14 protein-coding genes are annotated in these 19,846 nt (G+C 59.1%); 7 read left to right on the top strand and 7 right to left on the bottom strand.

Annotated elements, in window-relative coordinates; genetic code table 11:
* Position 1 precedes the first annotated feature (1 nt).
* Positions 2–2,131 (top strand): ABC transporter ATP-binding protein, encoded by a 2,130-nt coding sequence (locus HMPREF3098_RS05665; protein WP_083284176.1) that lies wholly within the window; start codon positions 2–4, stop codon positions 2,129–2,131.
* Between the two features lie 15 nt (positions 2,132–2,146).
* On the opposite strand, the gene HMPREF3098_RS05660 is transcribed toward HMPREF3098_RS05665, so the two are convergent.
* Together HMPREF3098_RS05660 and dnaJ are read right to left on the bottom strand one after the other, a co-directional pair.
* Complete coding sequence (locus HMPREF3098_RS05660; protein WP_035116355.1) at positions 2,147–2,554, bottom strand: heat shock protein transcriptional repressor HspR; 408 nt, start codon at positions 2,552–2,554, stop codon at positions 2,147–2,149.
* Between the two features lie 156 nt (positions 2,555–2,710).
* A complete protein-coding gene (gene dnaJ, locus HMPREF3098_RS05655; protein WP_035116307.1) occupies positions 2,711–3,907 on the bottom strand; it encodes a molecular chaperone DnaJ in 1,197 nt (398 codons plus the stop codon).
* Between the two features lie 392 nt (positions 3,908–4,299).
* Here dnaJ and HMPREF3098_RS05650 point away from each other — a divergent pair, with 392 nt between their 5' ends.
* Positions 4,300–5,634, top strand: coding sequence for a hypothetical protein (locus HMPREF3098_RS05650; protein ID WP_246815858.1), 1,335 nt, complete (start codon positions 4,300–4,302; stop codon positions 5,632–5,634).
* Between the two features lie 135 nt (positions 5,635–5,769).
* Here HMPREF3098_RS05650 and grpE read toward each other — a convergent pair whose 3' ends face one another.
* The gene (grpE, locus tag HMPREF3098_RS05645; protein WP_070434338.1) at positions 5,770–6,441 is read right to left on the bottom strand and encodes a nucleotide exchange factor GrpE; all 672 of its coding nucleotides are present in this window, start codon (positions 6,439–6,441) and stop codon (positions 5,770–5,772) included.
* Entirely contained in the window at positions 6,441–8,297 is a 1,857-nt protein-coding gene (dnaK, locus tag HMPREF3098_RS05640) for a molecular chaperone DnaK (RefSeq protein WP_070434337.1), read from the bottom strand. The genes grpE and dnaK overlap by 1 nt, the downstream gene beginning before the upstream one ends.
* A 233-nt stretch (positions 8,298–8,530) precedes the next feature.
* Between dnaK and HMPREF3098_RS05630 the strand changes: the two genes are divergently transcribed.
* Together HMPREF3098_RS05630 and HMPREF3098_RS05625 are read left to right on the top strand one after the other, a co-directional pair.
* Positions 8,531–9,670 (top strand): alpha/beta hydrolase fold domain-containing protein, encoded by a 1,140-nt coding sequence (locus HMPREF3098_RS05630; RefSeq protein ID WP_141739681.1) that lies wholly within the window; start codon positions 8,531–8,533, stop codon positions 9,668–9,670.
* A 192-nt stretch (positions 9,671–9,862) separates the two neighbouring features.
* Positions 9,863–13,501 carry a (Fe-S)-binding protein gene (locus HMPREF3098_RS05625; protein ID WP_070434334.1) on the top strand — a complete coding sequence of 1,213 codons (3,639 nt, stop codon included), beginning with the start codon at positions 9,863–9,865 and terminating at the stop codon, positions 13,499–13,501.
* A gap of 575 nt (positions 13,502–14,076) precedes the next feature.
* On the opposite strand, the gene HMPREF3098_RS11295 is transcribed toward HMPREF3098_RS05625, so the two are convergent.
* On the bottom strand, positions 14,077–14,430 hold the full coding sequence (locus tag HMPREF3098_RS11295) for a hypothetical protein (RefSeq protein WP_141739680.1): 354 nt from the start codon (positions 14,428–14,430) through the stop codon (positions 14,077–14,079).
* A 71-nt stretch (positions 14,431–14,501) separates the two neighbouring features.
* Here HMPREF3098_RS11295 and HMPREF3098_RS05615 point away from each other — a divergent pair, with 71 nt between their 5' ends.
* The 3 genes from HMPREF3098_RS05615 (at position 14,502) to HMPREF3098_RS05605 (ending at position 16,106) form a co-directional block, all read left to right on the top strand.
* Positions 14,502–15,146: an LppP/LprE family lipoprotein gene (locus tag HMPREF3098_RS05615; RefSeq protein ID WP_083284166.1), complete on the top strand. Its 645-nt coding sequence runs from the start codon at positions 14,502–14,504 to the stop codon at positions 15,144–15,146.
* A 96-nt stretch (positions 15,147–15,242) separates the two neighbouring features.
* A complete protein-coding gene (locus HMPREF3098_RS05610) occupies positions 15,243–15,611 on the top strand; it encodes a TetR/AcrR family transcriptional regulator (protein ID WP_070434332.1) in 369 nt (122 codons plus the stop codon).
* 138 nt (positions 15,612–15,749) lie between these two features.
* The gene (locus HMPREF3098_RS05605) at positions 15,750–16,106 is read left to right on the top strand and encodes a hypothetical protein (RefSeq protein ID WP_070434331.1); all 357 of its coding nucleotides are present in this window, start codon (positions 15,750–15,752) and stop codon (positions 16,104–16,106) included.
* A 259-nt stretch (positions 16,107–16,365) separates the two neighbouring features.
* Here HMPREF3098_RS05605 and HMPREF3098_RS05600 read toward each other — a convergent pair whose 3' ends face one another.
* Together HMPREF3098_RS05600 and HMPREF3098_RS05595 are read right to left on the bottom strand one after the other, a co-directional pair.
* Positions 16,366–17,073: a DNA-3-methyladenine glycosylase gene (locus tag HMPREF3098_RS05600; RefSeq protein ID WP_070434359.1), complete on the bottom strand. Its 708-nt coding sequence runs from the start codon at positions 17,071–17,073 to the stop codon at positions 16,366–16,368.
* 184 nt (positions 17,074–17,257) lie between these two features.
* Positions 17,258–19,561 (bottom strand): HtaA domain-containing protein, encoded by a 2,304-nt coding sequence (locus tag HMPREF3098_RS05595; protein ID WP_141739679.1) that lies wholly within the window; start codon positions 19,559–19,561, stop codon positions 17,258–17,260.
* Between the last annotated feature and the right edge of the window lie 285 nt (positions 19,562–19,846).

Below are 19,846 nucleotides of genomic sequence, written 5' to 3'. Positions count from 1 at the left end.
TATGAAGCGGCACGGCCGCAAGTCCGCCAAGGCAACAACACCCACCAAGCCAGCCACCAAGTCAGCTACCAAGTCAGCCACCAGTGCCGATATCAGCGAGGCGGAAATCGAGGAACTCGGCGATTCCGTGGGCACCATGGACGGTTTCGGTGGTGGCAGCACTCCCCGCAAGGCCAAGGCATTCTGGCCGTCCGCCACACGCATGGTGGGGTTGCTCGCCCCACAGAAGGCCGCGCTCGCGGTTGTGTTCGCGATGGTCATCATCTCCGTGGTCTTGTCCGTGATCGCCCCGAAGATCTTGGGCAAGGCGATGGATGTGATCTTCGGGGGCGTCATCAGTAAACAGATGCCAAGTGGCATCACGAAGGAACAAGCCATCGAGGGTGCCCGCGCGCAAGGCCAAGAAAAATTCGCGGACATGTTGACTGCGGTGGATGTGGTGCCGGGACAGGGGATCGATTTCGACAAGCTGGGGCACTATCTGCTGATTGTGCTGGCGATGTACGCGGTCAGCGTGCTGTTCATGTGGCTGCAGGGGCGCATCCTGAATTCGCTGGTCATGCGGGTGATCTACGACCTGCGGCGCGAGGTGGAAAACAAGATCAACCGGCTGCCGCTGAGTTACTTTGATACTCGCCAGCGCGGCGACCTGCTGTCGCGCACCACCAACGATGTGGACAATGTGCAGCAGGCGTTGCAGCAGGCAATCAGTCAACTGATCCACTCGGCGCTGACGATCCTGGGCATCATCGTGATGATGTTTATTGTCTCGTGGCAGCTGGCCTTGATTGCGCTGGTATCGCTGCCGCTCACGGCGCTTGTCATCGGAATCATCGGCGGCAAAAGCCAGAAGCTTTTCGCAGATCAGTGGCGCGAAACCGGGCGGCTTAACGGTCACATCGAGGAAAGCTTCACCGGTCACGAACTAATTCAGGCTTACGGTCGCGGCGCCGATATGCAGGATGTTTTCGACGCCCGCAACGACCAGCTATTCGAATCTGCCAGCCGGGCCCAGTTTTATTCGATGATGATGATGCCTCTGATGCAGTGGCTGAGCTATTTGAGTTACGTGGGCATCGCCGTTGTGGGTGGCCTGCGTGTGGCTAGTGGTTCGCTGACGCTGGGCGATGCCACGGCCTTCATTCAGTACTCCCGTGAGTTCAATCAGCCCCTCGGCCAGTTGGCAGGAATGATGAACATGCTGCAGTCCGGCGTGGCTTCCGCCGAGCGCATCTTTGAGTTGCTGGATGCGGAAGAGGAGAAGCAGGATGTGGCTGGACTGGATGGACAGGCTGGGCAGGAGGCGGCTGGACTGGATGGGCGGAATGAGGCTGGGCAGAATGTAGCTGGACTGGATGGGCAGGCTGGGCAGAAGGCGGCCCGCTCTCCACTGGCCACCCGATCCGAGGGCGCGGTCGAGTTCCGCGACGTGAGCTTCAGCTACGTGGAGGACAAGCCCCTTATCCGTGACCTCAACCTGACGGTCCGCCCTGGCCAGACTGTCGCAATCGTTGGACCCACGGGCGCTGGCAAAACCACGCTGGTCAACTTGATTATGCGTTTCTATGAGCTTGACGGTGGGCAGATTCTGCTGGATGGGGTGGATACTGCCAGATTGTCCCGTCAGCAGTTGCGTTCGCAGGTGGGAATGGTGCTGCAAGATGCCGTGCTGTTCGAGGGGACGATCATGGACAACATCCGCTACGGCCGTTTGGATGCCACCGATGAGGAAGTCATCGCCGCGGCCAAAGCCACGTTTGTGGACCGCTTCGTTCATGCACTTCCCGATGGTTACCAAACCGTCATCAGCCAGGATTCGGGTTCGGTATCCGCCGGTGAGCGGCAGCTAATCACCATCGCGCGCGCGTTCTTGGCGGAGCCCGCGTTGCTGATCTTGGATGAGGCTACATCCTCTGTGGACACCCGCACCGAAGCTCTGGTGCAAAAGGCAATGTCTGCGCTGCAGTCGGATCGCACCTCGTTTGTCATTGCGCACCGTCTATCCACCATCCGCGACGCGGATGTCATCCTGGTCATGAAGGATGGCTCCATCGTGGAGCAGGGTAATCACGAAGAGTTGTTGGCTCAGGGCGGAGAATACGCACAGTTGTATGCGGCGAGCGTGAACTAGCAAGACCTGCTTGAACTAGCGCCGCTTTCCCCGCCGCTGCTCCCACAACACCACCGCAGTGGAACGTGGCACATGAACGATCTCGCCCCGCGAGCGCCCGCCACCTTCTCCCCGGTCCAGGCGGGTTTGCAACTCGGTGAGCTTGTGACGCAACATCGCGGCTTCCGCCTCGAGGGAATCAATTTCCCGGTTCAGGCGGGCGATGCGATTCTGCTGCTCAATGATCGTTTTTATCCCGGCGAGGTTCACACCCTCCTCGTGCGAGAGACGCTGGATTTCCCGCAGCTGATCAATATCCTCGCGCGAGTACCGGCGCCCGCCACCGCGGGTGCGCTCGGGTGTGACCAGCCCGATGCGGTCATACGTGCGCAATGTTTGCGCATGCATTCCCGTGATCTCCGCTGCTACGGATATGACGAACACTTCGCGCTTTTCCTCTTTTGGGGTGCCCGCAGCGTGTGACTTGCCCGCATTGCCCGCCCCCTCACGGTTCGATCCGGTTCCGTTACGGTCTTGTACTTCGGCCCCGTCCTGAGCCGTATGTTGGGCCCCATCATTGGCCGCATTCTTGGTCATGGTCTAGCTCCCATCCCAATTCTCACGCGGATCGAAGCCGGAGCGCTTCTCCTCTTCCGCGTATTTGCGTAGGGCACTCATCGCGCCCTCGTCCAGGTTCTTCGGCACTTCAACCTTCACGGTGACCAGCAAGTCACCGCTGGCGCCGTTCCTCTTGTTAACGCCATGCCCGCGCACCCGCAGCGTCGTCCCATCCTGAGTTCCCTGCGGGATCCGCACGCGCACCTTCGAATCGAGCGTGGGCACGGTCACCGCACCACCCAACACGAGCTCGCTGAAGCTCACCGGAACAGTCAGCTTCAGGTCATCCCCGCTGCGGGTGAAGATTTTGTCGGGCCGGACATGCACCGTGACGAACAGGTCGCCGGATGGCTTGCCACGCTCCCCTGCTGCACCCTGCCCCGCAAGGCGCACCTTTTGACCGTCGACCACGCCCGCGGGCACGCGCACCGTGATGGTCCGCGTCCGTGACTGCTGCCCGGAACCGGCACAATCTGCACACGGATCCTCCACGCGCGTTCCCGTACCCGCGCAGTCCACACATGGACGGGCGAAACCGAATCCGCCGCGCTGCTCGGACGTCACCCCTCGGCCGGAACACGTGGCACACGTCTTCAGGGTGGTCCCTGGTTTCGCACCGGAACCGTGGCACGTTTGGCACGGAGCAGGACTGGTCAGGCGGATCGGAACCGTCACACCTTTAGTCGCCTCGCGGAACTCCAGGGTGATCTCCGTTTCCACGTCCGTCCCACGAGTGGACCGCTGGGATTGGTGGCCGGCACCAGCGTGGCGTCGTCCCCCAGAAGAAGCCCCGAACACCCCGCCGAGCAGATCGGAAACGTCGAACCCTTCCCCGCCGAAGTCGGAGAACTTACCAAACCCGGCGGAGCCAAACCCGGACGAACCAAAACCACTGGAGCTAAACCCAGCCGAGCCGAAACCGCCCGTGCCAAACCCACCAGACGCAATCAGCCGCTTCAGCTCGTCGTACTCGGCGCGTTTTTCTTTATCGCCCAGCACGCTGTAGGCCTCCGAGGCCCGCTTGAACTTATCCTCCGCAACCGTATCGCCGGGGTTCTTATCTGGGTGATTCTCGCGGGCGATATGGCGGTAGGCCTTCTTAATCTCGTCCGCGCTCGCGGAGGAAGATACGCCGAGGTCACCGTAGTAATCCTTCTCGGCCCACTCATTTTGTGCCATGTCTTCTCTCCTTGTTGGTGAATGTTGTGTTGCTAGTTACGGCTGCGACCTTTGCGGTTGACGTGCGTAAGTGACTGTGCGCAAGTGACTGTGTTTCAGCCTTCGGTTACGTTCGTCTTCAGCCGTCGGTTCGCGCGAACCTCAAGTCAACTTGAGTCTACCGCGCTGAACTTTGGGAATCTAATTCTTATAACGACCACGCTCAACTTTTATTCCAGTTCTGTCGGATGGTCTCGGGTCCCTGCGCGCTTGCCACCTGTACCCACCCTGCGAACCGCCACTTGCGACCTGCGAACCGCCAACCATTCCCGCCCTGCGCCCTGCGACCTGCGCCCTGCGAACCGCCAACCATTCCCGTTTACCGCCGGGCACTTATCGCTAGGGTGGACATTATGACTCCTAAGAAGCGCTCGTGGCTTAACCGCCTTTTCGGCTCCCACAACTCACCATCCGAATCAAACGATGCGCCTGGGCCAACGCATGCTGGGCCGTCCCACCTTGAGCCGTCTCACCCTGGGGCAACTCATGCTGGGCCACCTCCTGCTGGGCCGCCGTCCGACATCCCTTCTACCGACGCCCCCTTGTCCCCCTCCCCAGTGCCCCCTGGGCATTCGCCGGAGGCTGGCCCCGAAGATCCACCGATCCCCCTCCGCGGGTTGGATCCGGAAGCATCGGATGCCTTGATCCGCCACATCGTGCGCACCCTCAACGAGCTCGGTTACGGCGCGAATCCCACTCCGGAGGTTGTCTACTACGAGAAGCCGCAGGACATCGACAATCAGGTACGGCACACTGGCCCCGCGCCGGGACCTTATGGCGGAACGCTGCCCGCCCCCGAGCTGAGCGAAGGGAACGTCATGGGGCTGGAGAACATCGTGAAGCAGGCCGCCCAGCTGCGGAACTTTGAGGAAGAGATGCCGCCCTTGGTGCACGAGTTCGTCACGGGTTTAGTTGCGTCACTGCAGACAGCGGAGAATCTACAGTCCACTCCGGATGCGGAGTTCTACCGACTGTTGCGCGTACGTTTGACCGCGATCGACCTTTTGCCTGAGAGCCTGCAGCTCCATGCCCGCGAGTTCAACCCGGATTCACCGGTGCGGCCGTTCTCGGATGCTTTATGTATCCACCTCGTTCAAGATTTACCTCATTCGGTGCTTGGCTTAAGCCCCGCATCCCTAAAGGATCGCGGGCCCGTGGAGGATTTATTCCGCATCGGTTTCCGCAACTTGTGGCAGGAACTAATCGATTCTGACCTACAGGTGCATTCCGTCAATGGCGAGCAGGGTAAGCCGGGGGAACGCATGTGGGTGTTTGAAGGCAGTTCTTATTACGTCGGCTCCGTCCCCATCCTCCTGGATGAGATCGCGGAGCGTTACCTACCGAGCATCGACCGCAGCGTGGGGCTGCTTTTTGCATCACCACATCGCCACATCACGCTAGTCCGGGAGGTGGATACGGGCGCCGATCTCATGGGCTCGATCGGGCTGATGGCCACCTTCGCTGCCGAGGAGTTCACCCAGCAGGCAGGCGCACTGAGCCCACGGTTAATGATCTCCCACCTGGGTGAAATCATCACCTTTACCGACGTGAAATGGAAGGACGAACGCTCCGCAGAACTCGAGGTCAAGCCCACGGCCTACCTGATGGAGAAACTCAACCAGGGCTGGGAAGACGGCGAAGGACCTGGCGGCCTCGCGGGTCCGGGCGCAGGTCCCGAGCCCTCATGAGTCTTTTGGAGCTGTTCTTGGTCCACCACTTGGAATCAATTGCTCGTTGACCGAAAACCCCGCCGGAGTTCAACCGGCGGGGTTTGAGTTTTCTAGGCTCGTCCGTCTTCTACGTCATACTCACCAACGGTGAATCTACTGCGGATCGGCCAGGACAATCATGGCGTGGCGCAGCACGCGGTCCTCCGCGCGGTAACCCTTGCGCAGGACGGTTCCAACCACTTTGTCATCGCCGGTGGAGGTGTCCTGGACCGCCTCATGCAGCTCGGGGTTGAATTCTTCGCCCTCGACGCCGAAAGCTTCCACCTTCACGGAGTTCAGCACGCCTTGGAGCTTGTCAGCCATCGCCTTCAAGGGGCCAGTGAGGTCACCGTGAGATTCAGCCAGATCCAAGTCATCCACAATCGGAAGCAGCTGAGCGGCAATATCCGCCCGGGCCCCAGCGATAACGGAAGCGCGGTCGCGCTCCACGCGGCGACGGTAGTTGGTGTACTCCGCCGTCACGCGCTGCAGGTCCTCAGTGCGCTCCGCGAGCTCCTTGGACAGAGCCTCCTCAGGATTAGCGGTCGCACCGTTTTCCATCGCAGCTTCCTCTGCTTCGCGAGTTTCCTCACTAACGGACTGCGCAGCCTCGTCGGCCACCGCATCGGCCTCCGCAGCCGCAGCGGCCGCAGAATCCTCCTCAGAAGCCTCGTCGATCAAAGCCTCGGCCGCTGCATCAGCGTCGATGTTGGCGAAGTCCTGTGCGATGGCTTCCTCATCGGTGGAGCCGGGATCTCCCGGGTTCACGTTCTGATTGTCAGCCATTACTTCTTCTCGTCCTCCTCGTCGACTACCTCAGCGTCGACAACGTTGGGATCCTGGTCAGCGGAACCGGCGTCGGCACCACCAGCTGCGCCAGCGCCAGCGGCACCTTCGGCAGCCTCGGCCTCGTAGATGGCCTTGCCCATCTCCTGAGATTCAGCGGACAACTTCTCGACGGCATCCTTGATGGCCTCGATATCGTCGCCCTTCAGTGCCTCGTCAACAGCCTTGGCAGCGTCCTCAACCTTGGTCTGCAGTTCCTCGGAGACCTTCTCCTTGTTGTCCTCGACGAACTTGCGGGTCTGGTACGCCATGGACTCAGCGGAGTTGCGAACTTCCTGCTCCTCGCGGCGCTTCTTGTCCTCTTCAGCGTGTGCCTCGGCATCCTTGACCATGCGATCGATCTCGTCCTGGGACAGACCGGAACCATCCTGAATCTTGATGGTGTTTTCCTTGCCTGTGCCCTTGTCCTTCGCGGTGACGTGGACGATGCCGTTGGCGTCGATGTCGAAGGTGACCTCGATTTGAGGCAACCCTCGAGGAGCTGGTGCGATGCCACCCAGCTCGAAGGAGCCCAGTAGCTTGTTGTGTGCAGCCATCTCGCGCTCGCCCTGGAAGACCTGGATTTGCACGGAAGGCTGGTTGTCCTCGGCAGTGGTGAAGGTTTCGGAACGCTTGGTTGGGATGGTGGTGTTGCGCTCGATCAGCTTGGTCATCACACCGCCCTTGGTCTCAATACCCAAGGAAAGTGGGGTGACGTCCAGCAGCAGCACGTCCTTAACCTCGCCACGCAGCACGCCAGCCTGCAGAGCAGCACCAACGGCAACAACCTCATCTGGGTTTACGCCCTTGTTTGGCTCCTTGCCACCGGTCAGCTCCTTCACGAGCTCCGACACAGCTGGCATACGGGTGGAACCGCCGACAAGCACAACGTGGTCGATGTCGTTGACACTGACGTCAGCATCCTTCAGCACAGCCTCGAATGGCTTCTTGGTGCGATCCAGCAAGTCCTGGGTGATGCGCTGGAACTCGGTACGAGACAGGGTCTCATCGAGGAACAGTGGGTTCTTGTCCGCGTCGACAGAGATGTACGGCAAGTTGATGGAAGCCTGCTGAGAGCTGGACAGCTCGATCTTTGCCTTCTCAGCGGACTCACGCAGGCGCTGCATAGCCATCTTGTCCTTGGACAGGTCCACACCGTTGCTGGACTTGAACTTCTCTACCAACCAGTCAACGATGCGCTGATCCCAGTCATCGCCACCCAGCTCGTTATCACCGGAGGTTGCGCGAACCTCGACAACACCGTCACCAATCTCCAGCAGGGAGACGTCGAAAGTACCGCCACCCAGGTCGAAGACCAGAATAGTCTGCTCCTTGTCGCCCTTCTCCAAGCCGTAAGCCAGAGCCGCAGCCGTTGGCTCATTCACAATGCGGAGCACGTTCAGGCCGGCGATCTGACCGGCATCCTTGGTGGCTTGGCGCTGGGCGTCGTTGAAGTAAGCAGGAACAGTGATCACTGCATCGGTGACGTCCTCGCCGAGGTACGCCTCCGCATCCCGCTTCAGCTTCATCAGCGTACGAGCGGAGATTTCCTGGGCGGTGTAATCCTTCTCGTCAATGGTGGTCTTCCAGTCTTCGCCGATGTGGCGCTTGACGGAACGGATGGTGCGGTCCACGTTGGCCACTGCCTGGTTCTTAGCGGACTGACCCACCAGAACCTCGCCGTTCTTGGCAAACGCAACGACAGATGGGGTGGTACGGGAACCTTCGGAGTTAGCGATAACCGTTGCCTCGCCACCCTCGAGTACGGAAACCACAGAGTTGGTGGTTCCCAAGTCAATACCTACTGCACGTCCCATGATGGGCTACCTCCTGTTTGTGTTAATCCTTCATTGGATTGTGTTGTCGATCATCGAGCCTTTAGTGCGGATGACTCAACTCATGCTCTCCAGTATGCGGAAGATTTCGCTGGAGTCAAGTTTTCTTGAGTCATTCACGCTCAACCTGCTCACACCCTACTCAACTCACAACCCCTCAACCTTGTTCCCGATCGACTCAACTTTTTCCAAAAACTTTTTACTACGCTGGTCCCATGAGCTTTTCCATGCGCGTTTCCGCTTATCTGGCTTCGCGACGGGCTTCTAATCCCGACGCCACGCTGAGCGCCGCCCCGTCCCCCGCAGAACCACCACACATTCTGCGACAGCACTTTGCGCTGTCGATGCGTCACGTGGACATCACCCCACTGGGCAGTACAGCACCGGGCAACCCAACACTGGGCAGCACAGCACCAGGCAACCCAACACCGGGCAGCACAGCACCCGGCAACCCAACACTGCGCAGCACAACACCCCCGACCTCTTTCCCCGTATGGTCCGTCGCACCCATGCAGTTTGAAGGCGTTACCGCGGGAGGTCCAAGCACCACATCCGAGAGCGACCACCTCGACGAGGTATCTCCCGCCAAGGCCGCAGACAAGGCTGTCTTGTACGTACTGCCAGGCGGGTTTGTCAAACCCATTCAACCGCGCAACTGGAACTTCGTGAGCCAGCTCGCCGAAGCCGGCCTGCGCGTGGACATTCCCCTCTACGGTCTAGTTCCCGACTACTCCGCCGCTCACGGTCTGCCGCTGATCCGCGAGTGTTACCGTCAGCTGGTCGCGGACCACGGCGCAGATAATGTCACAGTCATTGCAGATTCGGCTGGTGGCGGGTTGTTCCTGAGCGCGCTGGCATGGCCTTTCGGGGACAGCATGGCCGGCTCTAATGTTGCTGAGTCCCCCCTCCCCGCCCCCAAGGCCATCGTCCTCAACGCCCCTTGGTTAGATATGGATCTATCTAATCCTGACATCGAGGAGTTCCTCCCCTCCGATCCCCTTCTAAACCCCCAGGTGCTACGCCCCCAAGGTGTGCTGTGGGCCTCTGGGTTAGTCACTGCCGGAATTTGTTCCGACGCCGCCGCGACCCAACACCCCGCTGTCAGCCCGCTCCTGATGACCTCGGAAAAGCTATGCGAAGCCCTGTCCAGCCCCCGCCCCGCGCACACCTATATCTATTGCGGCACCAGGGATATTTCGCTCCCAGACTGCGGAAAGTTGGCGTCGAGAATAAAAGAAGTAGGGGCAGTGGCAACGCTGCACGAAGAAGAAGGGGCGATCCACATGTACCACCTCACAAATACTCCGGAAGGGCGTGCGGCGCGCAAGCGGATGATTGAGATCGCTACCACATAAGGGCCCCGAGTGAATTAGGCAACACATTTGTTGCTAATTAGCGCTGGTCAGCGGGCTGGCGAAAATTGAAAAAAGCCACCCCAAGACTGATATTGTGCCCTAGTAAGTAATTAGTTCATACATAATCCGGCACGGATATGAACTACTTGACAGAGTCACCCTGACTCACACCGGACTTGCGAGGAGCACAACATGGACCTGCTTGCAGCAGGGCAGGCGACCTCCAATGACATTCCGTGGAACATCACCATTCCGCTGGGAATCATTGGCGCGCTGCTTTCACTGCCCGCCTGGATCTTCTTCATCCGTGGCGCGGCGCAGATCTTTACCACGATCCGCCTCGGCCAACCGGCGCTGAAGAGGACGGATAACCCCGCCGGCCGACTGATGAACCTGATCAAGGAAATCATCGGCCACACCAAGATGGCCAAGAAACCGGGCGTGGCAGTCGCCCACTGGTTCGTCATGGTTGGATTCCTGTTGGGATCCATGGTGTGGTTCGAGGCCTACATTCAGATCTTCAACCCCGAGGGTGGCTGGCCCATCATCGGCAACTGGGGCTTGTACCACTTCGTTGATGAGCTACTGGGTCTGGGCACCGTCCTGGGCATCATCGCGCTGATCATCATCCGTCAGAAGATCGGCGACAAGGATAAGAAGGCCCGCTTCTACGGCTCGAACTCCAAGGCCGCATACTTCGTGGAAGCCGTGGTCCTGATCGAGGGTCTGGGCATGATCCTGGTGAAGGCTTCCAAGATCGCTACTTTCGCCAGCTACGAGGGCGGCCATGCAGCAACGGACTTCTTCACCATGCAGGTGGCCAAGATTCTGCCGGAATCCCCGCTGCTGGTTTCCATCTTCGCCCTGATCAAGCTGCTGTCCGGCATGATCTGGCTGTTCATCGTTGGCCAGAACGTCAAGTGGGGTGTCGCTTGGCACCGCTTCATGGCGTTCTTCAACATCTTCCTGAAGCGCAACTCCGATGGTCGCAACGCCCTGGGCGCAGCAAAGCCCATGACCTCCAACGGTCGCATCCTGACCATGGAGAACGCCGACCCAGACACCGACAAAATCGGTGCGGGCACCATTGACGACTTCACCTGGAAGGGCTGGATGGACTTCACCTCCTGTACGGAGTGTGGACGTTGCCAAGAACAGTGCCCCGCATGGAACACCGCAAAGCCACTGAGCCCGAAGCTGCTGATCACCGCGCTGCGCGATAACGCTATCGAATCTGCCCCATACCTGAAGGCCGCCAAAGCCGAGAGCTCCCGTGGTGCTGGCATGTTCTCCGGTGGCACTGCGGTTCTGGACGACCCAGCCATCGACGCACACGCCGACATGCCGTTGCTGCAGCTGGTTGCTTCCGGCGAGCAGGGTGTAATCGATCCAGACATCCTGTGGTCCTGCACCAACTGTGGTGCTTGTGTTGAGCAGTGCCCAGTGGACATCGAGCACATCGACCACATTGTGGATATGCGCCGTTACCAAGTGCTGGTGGACTCCGAATTCCCAACCGAGCTGGGTGGCCTGTTCAAGAACATGGAAACCAAGGGAAACCCTTGGGGCCAGAACAACAACAAGCGTTCCGAGTGGATCGAAGCGGCCAAGGCAGACGGCATCGACATCCCGGTTTACGGCCAGGACATCGAGAACTTCGACGATACCGAGTACCTGTTCTGGGTTGGTTGTGCCGGCGTATACGACGACAACGCTGCCAAGACCACCCGCGCCGTGGCGGACCTGCTGTACACCGCTGGTGTGAAGTTCGCCGTACTGGGTGAGGGCGAAGGCTGTACCGGTGATTCCGCCCGCCGTGCTGGTAACGAGTTCCTCTTCCAGATGATGGCAGAGCAGAACATCGAGGTTCTGGACGATGCGTTCGAAGGCGTACCACCGAAGCAGCGCAAGATCGTCGTGACCTGTGCACACTGCTTCAACACCCTGCGCAATGAGTACCCAGAAATGGGCGGCAACTACGACGTGGTTCACCACACCCAGCTGCTGAACAAGCTGATCCGCGAAGGCCGACTAGAGCCTGTGAACAGTCCTCAGACGGGGCGTCAGGTCACCTACCACGACCCATGCTTCCTGGGCCGACACAACAAGGTCTTCGAAGCTCCGCGTGAGCTAATTGGTGCATCCGGCGCAAACTTGGTGGAGATGGATCGTAACCGCGACACCGGTTTCTGCTGTGGTGCCGGTGGTGCCCGCATGTGGATGGAAGAGCACATCGGCGAGCGCATCAACCTGAACCGTACGGATGAGGCGCTGGCGACGGGCTCCGACACGATTGCCGTGGGTTGCCCATTCTGTAAGACGATGATGAGCGACGGTGTTAACAACCGTCAGTCCGATATCGAGGACAAGAGCCAGCGCACTCAGGTTCTGGACATCTCCCAGATGTTCCGCGAATCCATCATGGTCGACGGCAAGCTGCCAGCGCCGAAGGAACCAGAGTTCCTGGTTGCTCCAGAGCGCGGTTGGGTTGATGAAGAGAAGCTGGCCCGCGAGGAGGCTGAGCGCAAGGCGGAGGAAGAGGCGAAGCGTCGCGCTGAAGAAGAGAAGAAGCGCAAGGCTGAGCAGAAGGCGGCCGAGGAAGCGAAGAAGAAGGAAGCTGCGGCAGCAGCGGGTGCAGGTGCTGCGGGTGCTCCAGCGGCACCGGGTGCTCCACAGGCTCCATCCGCAGGCGCTCCAGCAGCTCCATCCGCAGGTGCTCCAGCAGCTCCTGGCGCTCCGGGTGCTCCAAAGGCTCCAGCAGCTCCATCCGCAGGTGCCCCGTCGGCTCCTGGCGCTCCAGCGGCTCCATCCGCAGGCGCCCCGTCGGCTCCGGGTGCTCCAGCAGCTCCAGCAGCTCCAAAGGCTCCATCCGCAGGCGCCCCAGCGGCACCGGGCGCTCCACAGGCTCCATCCGCAGGCGCCCCAGCGGCACCTGGTGCTCCAAAGGCTCCAGCACCCCAGGCTCCATCCGCAGGTGCCCCGTCGGCTCCTGGCGCTCCAGCGGCACCGGGTGCTCCAGCAACCCCAGCAGCTCCTGGCGCTCCAAAGGCTCCATCCGCCCAAGAAGAGTCCGCTGCGCCGGCTACCTCAGCCGCACCAGCTGCAGCCGAGACCACTTCTGACGGCAAGATCAAGCTCGGTGCAACCGCTCCAGCAGCACCGGGAGCTCCAGCCGCCCCTGGCGCGTCAGCAGCTCCTTCGGCTCCTGCAGCAGCTCCAGCAACACCAACTCAGGCCGAGGCAGACGCTGAAACCGCGTCCGCTGAGGCCCAGGCTCCTCAGTCTCAGACCCCAGCAGCGCCGAGTGCACCATCCGCTCCGGGTGCTCCGGCTGCGCCAGCCGCTTCTGCGGAACCGGAAGCTCCAGCTGCTCAGAAGTCCGAGCCAGCTACGCCTTCCGCACCAGCACAATCGGGAGCTAGCACTGAAGGTGGTGTCATCAAGCTGGGCGCGATGACCCCAGGCGCTCCGGGCGCTCCAGCGCCTGCTGCTCCATCGGTTCCTGCAGCTGCTCCAGCTGCACCGGCACAGGCCGAGGCGCCAGCAGCACCGGAAGCTCCAAAAGCTAAGGCACCTTCGGTACCGGCATCCGAGGAAGCTTCAGCCGAAGAGGTTCCGGCACAGGAACCACATACCGAAGAGGCTCAGGCCCCAACTGAAACCGAGGCTGCGGCAGCACCGGCGGCTCCAGCTGCGCCTGCTGCCAAGGAAGTTCCGTCCGAGGACAACGCTCCTGCGCAAGAGCAGGGCCAGTCCCAGACGAAGACCGAAGGCGGCATCATCAAGATCACGCCTAATGTCCCAGGTGCTCCCGGCGCCCCCAACGCTTGAGGCCTAACGCCTGAAACTGGGGAGAACCTCCGGTAACGACAACAACCGCATCTGCTCGAAAAAGCAGGTGCGGTTGTTTCTTTTCTCAAGCGCCCTCGCTCGACGTTTCTTTCCCCATGGGTACGAACTCTGCGTGTGCCAACGCTAGGAAACCAAAATCAATACACGCGCGATTTCCGGATTCGAAAAGCAGACTCAAATGCCTCAAGAATCCCCTCAACAGCGCATCTCGTTCTGCAAATCGGAAAAGGTCAGCGCAGCTCGTTCCCCGGAGCCCGAAAAGCAGACTCAGATGCCTCAAGAATCGCCTCAACAGCGCATCTCGTTCTGCAAATCGCAAAAGGACCACGCAGCTCGTTCTGCAAATCGGGAAAAGTCAGCAGAACCGTTCTCTCAGAACAACCGCCGCCCCCGCTGCCGCAACCTAATCACCGGATTCCGCCGCGCCGGCCCAAGTGCAATGACCGAACCCGCCAGCACCTTAGCTACTTCCATGTCCCGCTCCGTTGGCGCTTTTTTCAAGATGCGGTCCCTCGGTCGCCACGCGTTGTTGGGATTTGGCTCCCCAAGCTCGATCAGACGATTGTTCCTGTAGTCGATGTAGTAGCCTCGCGTCGCCTAAAGCGATCGTTACTTCCCTCGAACTCATCACGGCGCCACCCGCCTTCAGCTACGCGGAAAACATACGGACACCAGCCATAACGCGACGGGATGATGTACCGCGCCTCTGGGCTCAACCGCCCATGCCCCCGAGCGGAACTCCACACCTGATCAAACGAATCCGATAGTGCCATCCTCAGTCGTAAGCGCTGATAGCGATCCTCTTCGACAGGCACGTCGTGCACGATCGTGCGCAGATCTTCTACATTGGAGGCATCAACCACATTTGCCCCAAGCCAGGCCTCGTTGCCGTCTTTACCTTGCTTCACACCGCAGCGATGCTGGTTCTACTGAACTTTGTCTGGCACCTGCGCATCTACCTAGGAAGGAAGTCGAAGTAATGAAGCGGATTGCCACGCTAATCGTCGCAGCAGGACTCGTTATCTCCGGATGCTCGACAATGGAGAACGAAACGGCGTCGTCCCAAAAAGAACAACCCGAAACGACACCCAGCGTCGAAGCTACCCCGCAAACCCCCTCCAAAGACCGGCCCTCTCCTACCCTGACATCGAAACGCGAGCTGCCACCGAACGTGCGAGCTTCACGCGACCGCGAAAGCGAGCATTCTAGGAAATCGTCATCGCCACAATGCGGTTCCGATAGTGCCACTCAGGCGGTGCGGGACAATATCTCACGGGTCAAGCCCAACTCTTGGGATTGGGATGCGAGCACCGCGGATATTGATGGCTACGACCCCTGTGCGCCCCTGTCGTGGATTACAGTGACGATTCATGGCGCGACGTCGTCGTCACCGTTCCAGATCATGCTATTCAACTACGGGGAATACTTAGGAACCACCACATCGGAGGCATACGGTTTCATGCCGACCGTGACGCGTACGGGCGATGACGCTCTCAATGTGGTTTATCACTACCCACTGCCTGGCGAAAGTAACGCGGAACGCTCCGGTGAGGCGCACGCCAGTTTCCGGTGGAGTGAGTCCGCTGGCCGCATCATCATGACTGGTAACGTGCCGCCACAGTAGGCTTGGTGGCTGATATGGGGGCGGCACCTTCGGGTGCCGCCCTTTCTTCTTCGGTGAGTTGTGGACAATTCATTCCAGAACGTTTATTCTTAAACTATGGCTAGACCACGAGAATTCAACGAAAGCGACGTTCTTCGCGCCGCAATCGTCACCTTTGGCACACACGGATTCAACGCACTATCGGTGGATACGGTCCTGAAGGAGTTGGGGTTGAACCGCTCCAGTTTCTATAAGATTTTCGGATCTAAACACGGTTTATTCCGCATGGCGTTAGAAACGGTTTGTCAAAGTGCGGAGGAGGGCATCGTCGATTATGACGCTAAAAACCTCGTCCTCGTTGCACTCACGGAACTAGCCCCCACTAGCAAGGACATCCGCGCTCGTACGCACGAAGCCGTTCGACTTTGCTTTAACGACGATCCAGCTGAGTTAGGCCAACACGTCCTATCCCGCGCCGGCCACTGAGCTCCGCGCGAACAGACCCGGGCTCCGCGCAAGCAACCCGAGACCCGCGCAAGTAGACCCGGGCCCCGCGCGAGAAACCTGGCCCTCTCACTGGTCACACCCCAGACACTCCCACCCTCTCACACTAAGGAGATTTCCATGCGCAACAAGATCACTTTTACCGAAGAAAACCTCGTCGTAGAGCCCCAGGGCCTCGACAAGCTGTGGTCTTTCACGGGCAGCCTCACGATCCCATGGAACCACGTGCGCGGCGCCACTCACGATCCCGGGATGAAGGAAGAGCCCAAAGGATTCCGAGCTCCCGGCCTGCGTATTGGACAAAAGCTCAGTGGCACGTTCCACTCCGATGGCGAACGCACCTTTTATAACGTCAATGGCTTTGAAAACGCCCTTGTCGTCGAACTGGTTGACGAGCACTTCACACGTCTCGTGGTCGCCGCAGACAACCCGGCCGATCAAGCCCGGGCCATCAATTCCCACGCTCGCGCTAAATGATGGCACGACCTAGCTCGCCCAAGAAACCGCATTTGTCTAAAACGCGGAACGGGGCCTGCCTGAAAAGCAGAACGGGTCGTGTCCCCAAAGCGGAGCAACACCTGCCCGAGAAGAAGGGGCGTGTCTGCAAACAGAACGACGCCTGTCCCAAAAGCGGCGCGGCACCTATTCGAAAAGCAGAATGAAAAACTCAAGAAGCGCGGTGGGAAGGCATCTCGTTCTGCAACGTTGACACCGGGGGTTCAGCGCGCACACCAGTTTAAAACTTTGGTCGGCCGCGCGGGGTGCTGACGGTTGGGTCTCCTGGGATCCAGAAACGCAGTGGGGCCTCGACGTTTTTGCTGATCCCGATGCGTTTTCCCGCGACGAATTCCACGGGTTCACTGGCGCGCCGGAAGTATAAGACGGGCAGCGGGGCCGGGGCAGACGAGGCAGCCAACTCAGCCGAATCAACCGGATTAGGCAAACCAGACGGGGCCGGTGCTGTTGCGGAATCGGGCAGCGCGAGGAAATCAGGGCTGCCGCCTTGGCGAACCTCCGCCCCATTGAGCTCGAGGTCAAACCCCATCGCCTGCCCGAGGTTTCCGGGGCCGCGGGCCAGCGCGGCGTCGAGCGCCTTAGGTCCCCGACGGCGCCGTGCAACGTCGTAACCTGCGACGACCTCCCCGCCCCGCAGCAGCACTCCGCCCGCGTGCCCATCAGGGCTGCATACTAGGTTCCCAGCGCGATGGATGCCGTAGCTCGCGTAAACATACAAATGGGACGAAGGGCCGAACATCGTCGCGCACCGAGGGGTGGGCCCCTTGAATGCGTGGGACGCGGGATCGCTTTCGCCCAGGTAAGCCTCCACCTCGGTGATTCGCACAGCTACGTGCCCTAAGCGCAGAATCCCACCCAACAATTGCGGGGCGACTACGTCAGCGGGCTGATCGAAATCGACCAGAACCTGGTCTGGGACGCTCGCCATGCGGCTAGCGAAGGTATCGGTCGAGCCAACTTTTGTACCGTCAGTCATGCCGTCAGTCATGTCGCCAGTCTAGGTGAGCTGGGATCAGGCAAAGACTGGCGGTCGAGTTCTCCATCCACTCTACGAGCTCCTCAGTGAACTCCACCCCGGGGTTCAACCGCGAGTCATGAGAGGTTCGAGAGCGCTAGCGAACAAACGCGTGGCGGATGATGTTCCCGAAGAAGTGATCCAGGATGGCGATCAGCGCCAGCACACCGCCGAGAATTCCAAACCATTTAGTGAACGTCCACCACAACGACGTTTTGGAGTCTCCTGGCTTTTTGTCCATCGAGGAGTTGTCGCTGCCTTCGGGGCTGACAGAGCCTGACGAATCACTCGACACCGGGGTTTTACTGGTTACTGAATCACTGGTTGCTGATCCGCTCAGCGCCGGGGGTTTACTCGATGTTGATTCACTGGGTGTTGATTCACTGGGCATTGGTTCACCAGTTGTTGGTTCGCCGGGTGTCGGTTTATCAGGTGCGTCAGCCGTTCCCGTAGGCATCGGCTCTTCACCCGCCGGTGTTTTACCCTCACCCGTTCCCTGCTCCAAGGGTTCGTAGCCTTGCCCTTTGTCTACGACCGGCGGAATAAAGGAAGGATCGTAGACTTTCCGCAGCACATAGCGTTCTTCGCCTTCACCTGGCGCATCGTCATAAGAGGGTACAAAAATCGTTCCCTCATCCAGCAACAGCATCCCGCCATGGAGGTACTCGTTGGTCTTTGCTCCCTTCGGAATAGCGATATCTTCTGCCGCTTCCCGTTTTAAAGTTTGAGTGTTCAACCTTTTAAGATGCCCGTCGTTAGCATCTAGCGCAAGCAATGTGCCGCTGTGCGTGAGGACAGCATTTCCCCATACTTTGATATCACTGTGTTCGCCATCGGCGACATCTTCCCGACCCGCCGATACATCATTAATTCGATGGAGCTGACCGTTTTCATAGCGGAGAGTCTGCGCAAAGGAGTACTCAGGCTGCCCAATGGAGTTGTACCGAACGATTGTTTCACCATTGGTTCGTGCAGCCGTAGTCTTCATACCAGACTCAGAACTCGCGGATTCTGAGAGCAAACGAGCAGACAGTTCAGGCGCGGATGCATCAATTCCCACCATCAGACCGAAATACTTCTTACCATTTTTCATCGCGGAGCTAGTACCCGAGTTCAAAATGAAACTGCCGTCCTTCATCGCCAGTAGGTCGTGCTTAACTGGGAAGCCCGCTTGCGCTTCCCCATACATACCTTCGGGTTCAATAAAGCCCGCATCTGCCACCAAATCTGATTGACGTGGCAGGTCAGTAGGAGAGACCGCCCCGCTATTCAACACTGCGGCCTGCGTCTCGGTCACCGCTAGAACCCTACCCGACCAGTGGTTGTAACCAATCGCCGTGACAGGGTCCGCAAAAGTGTGCACAACGACGGGCTGACCAAACCCTGTCTTCACATCAACGTGTACTTTGTAGACAGTTTGGAAATCGTCGTTAAATGGCCGCGATTCAGAATTCTGCTTTCCAACAAAATAAAGGTCCTTGTTGCGATCATCAAAAGCCACTGCACCGTATTCATTGAGACGCACACGCTGCGAATGCACTTCGTTCAAATCACGATCCAATAGGGAAAAACCAGCTTTCGCCACGGGACTCCATCGGTAATCTGCTGTTGCAACAATGACATGGTCTTTCAACGCAAACAGATCACGGCGCCGTTCGTAAAGCGCCTCATTGTCAAACTTTCGCGTGGATACGGCGAACGCTGCGCCGTCGGTGGACGGCCGAGCAAAACCTTCCAGTCCCGATACGTCGAAACTGAACGTAAGCGAATCCAATCCCACACCTACCGGGTAGAAATGAGAAAACATTTCGCGGCCTTCTCGGGTCAGTGTGCTGGGAATCTCCGACCATGTCACTACGCTCCCACTGGTCTTAAAGTCAGCACTCGCAGTGTGCAGCTGCGCGATTGGCTTGGAATCATCCACCCCTGAGTTGAGGTAAACATTTCCACTCGGATACTGCTTTGACGTGACGGTCGCATAGACAAAAGATCCCTCTGGACTGATGACAATGCGCGGATTCTCGATTTTCAGATCGAGCTGACACTTATCCTGCGCCCCACGGTCACAGTATTTCTTGTACCGCACGCCGCCACTGAACTTCGCTTCGAATCGTTCACTCTCGCGATCATAAGTTTTTGCCTCAATTGAAAAGCCGAACCTGTTCTTTTTCTCATTCTCCGTGGCGGTGCCGATCAACTCGGTCGGTCCGTGCGTGTAGTTATTGAATGAAGATCGAATCCCCCACGTCATCGTCCCGACGTCAACGGACAGCGGTGTAGTTGAGGTTTCAGTTACGGGTGGGCTCACTTGCGCATAAGCCGGAACCGCCACACCGGCTGACAACAACGCACAAATCGTCGCAAGCGAAACAGCACCGTGGCGGGCAACAGTAGTTTTCAAGGATGCTCCAAACACTCCAAAGGGATGAGACACCCCGGAGATTACCTACTAAGGTTTGCCTAACCTATATCCTGCGGAATCAGTCACACCCTTCTGAATTACAGATCCGCAGTTCAGTAATGAAAATCTTTACCCCCTCGCCACTTTCCACTCCCCTCACCCCTTCTTCCCCTCACCCCTTCTTCCTCTCACCCCCTTTCCCCTCACCCCTTCTTCCTCTCACCCCTTCTTCCTCTCACCCCTTCTTCCCCTCACCCCTTCTTCCCCTCACCCCCTTTCCCCCCT

The organism is Corynebacterium sp. HMSC28B08 (assembly GCF_001806865.1).
GTDB lineage: Bacteria > Actinomycetota > Actinomycetes > Mycobacteriales > Mycobacteriaceae > Corynebacterium > Corynebacterium auriscanis.
Note: the sequence above shows the minus strand (reverse complement) of the source record. Positions and strands in the feature narration are given on the sequence as shown.

Excerpts from the sequence above, each read along its gene's own strand:
- HMPREF3098_RS05665 (WP_083284176.1), top strand. The coding sequence starts at position 2 with ATGAAGCGGCACGGCCGCAAGTCCGCCAAGGCAACAACACCCACCAAG.
- dnaJ (WP_035116307.1), bottom strand. The coding sequence starts at position 3,907 with ATGGCACAAAATGAGTGGGCCGAGAAGGATTACTACGGTGACCTCGGC.
- HMPREF3098_RS05650 (WP_246815858.1), top strand. The coding sequence starts at position 4,300 with ATGACTCCTAAGAAGCGCTCGTGGCTTAACCGCCTTTTCGGCTCCCAC.
- grpE (WP_070434338.1), bottom strand. The coding sequence starts at position 6,441 with ATGGCTGACAATCAGAACGTGAACCCGGGAGATCCCGGCTCCACCGAT.
- dnaK (WP_070434337.1), bottom strand. The coding sequence starts at position 8,297 with ATGGGACGTGCAGTAGGTATTGACTTGGGAACCACCAACTCTGTGGTT.
- HMPREF3098_RS05630 (WP_141739681.1), top strand. The coding sequence starts at position 8,531 with ATGAGCTTTTCCATGCGCGTTTCCGCTTATCTGGCTTCGCGACGGGCT.
- HMPREF3098_RS05625 (WP_070434334.1), top strand. The coding sequence starts at position 9,863 with ATGGACCTGCTTGCAGCAGGGCAGGCGACCTCCAATGACATTCCGTGG.
- HMPREF3098_RS05615 (WP_083284166.1), top strand. The coding sequence starts at position 14,502 with ATGAAGCGGATTGCCACGCTAATCGTCGCAGCAGGACTCGTTATCTCC.
- HMPREF3098_RS05610 (WP_070434332.1), top strand. The coding sequence starts at position 15,243 with ATGGCTAGACCACGAGAATTCAACGAAAGCGACGTTCTTCGCGCCGCA.
- HMPREF3098_RS05605 (WP_070434331.1), top strand. The coding sequence starts at position 15,750 with ATGCGCAACAAGATCACTTTTACCGAAGAAAACCTCGTCGTAGAGCCC.
- HMPREF3098_RS05600 (WP_070434359.1), bottom strand. The coding sequence starts at position 17,073 with ATGGCGAGCGTCCCAGACCAGGTTCTGGTCGATTTCGATCAGCCCGCT.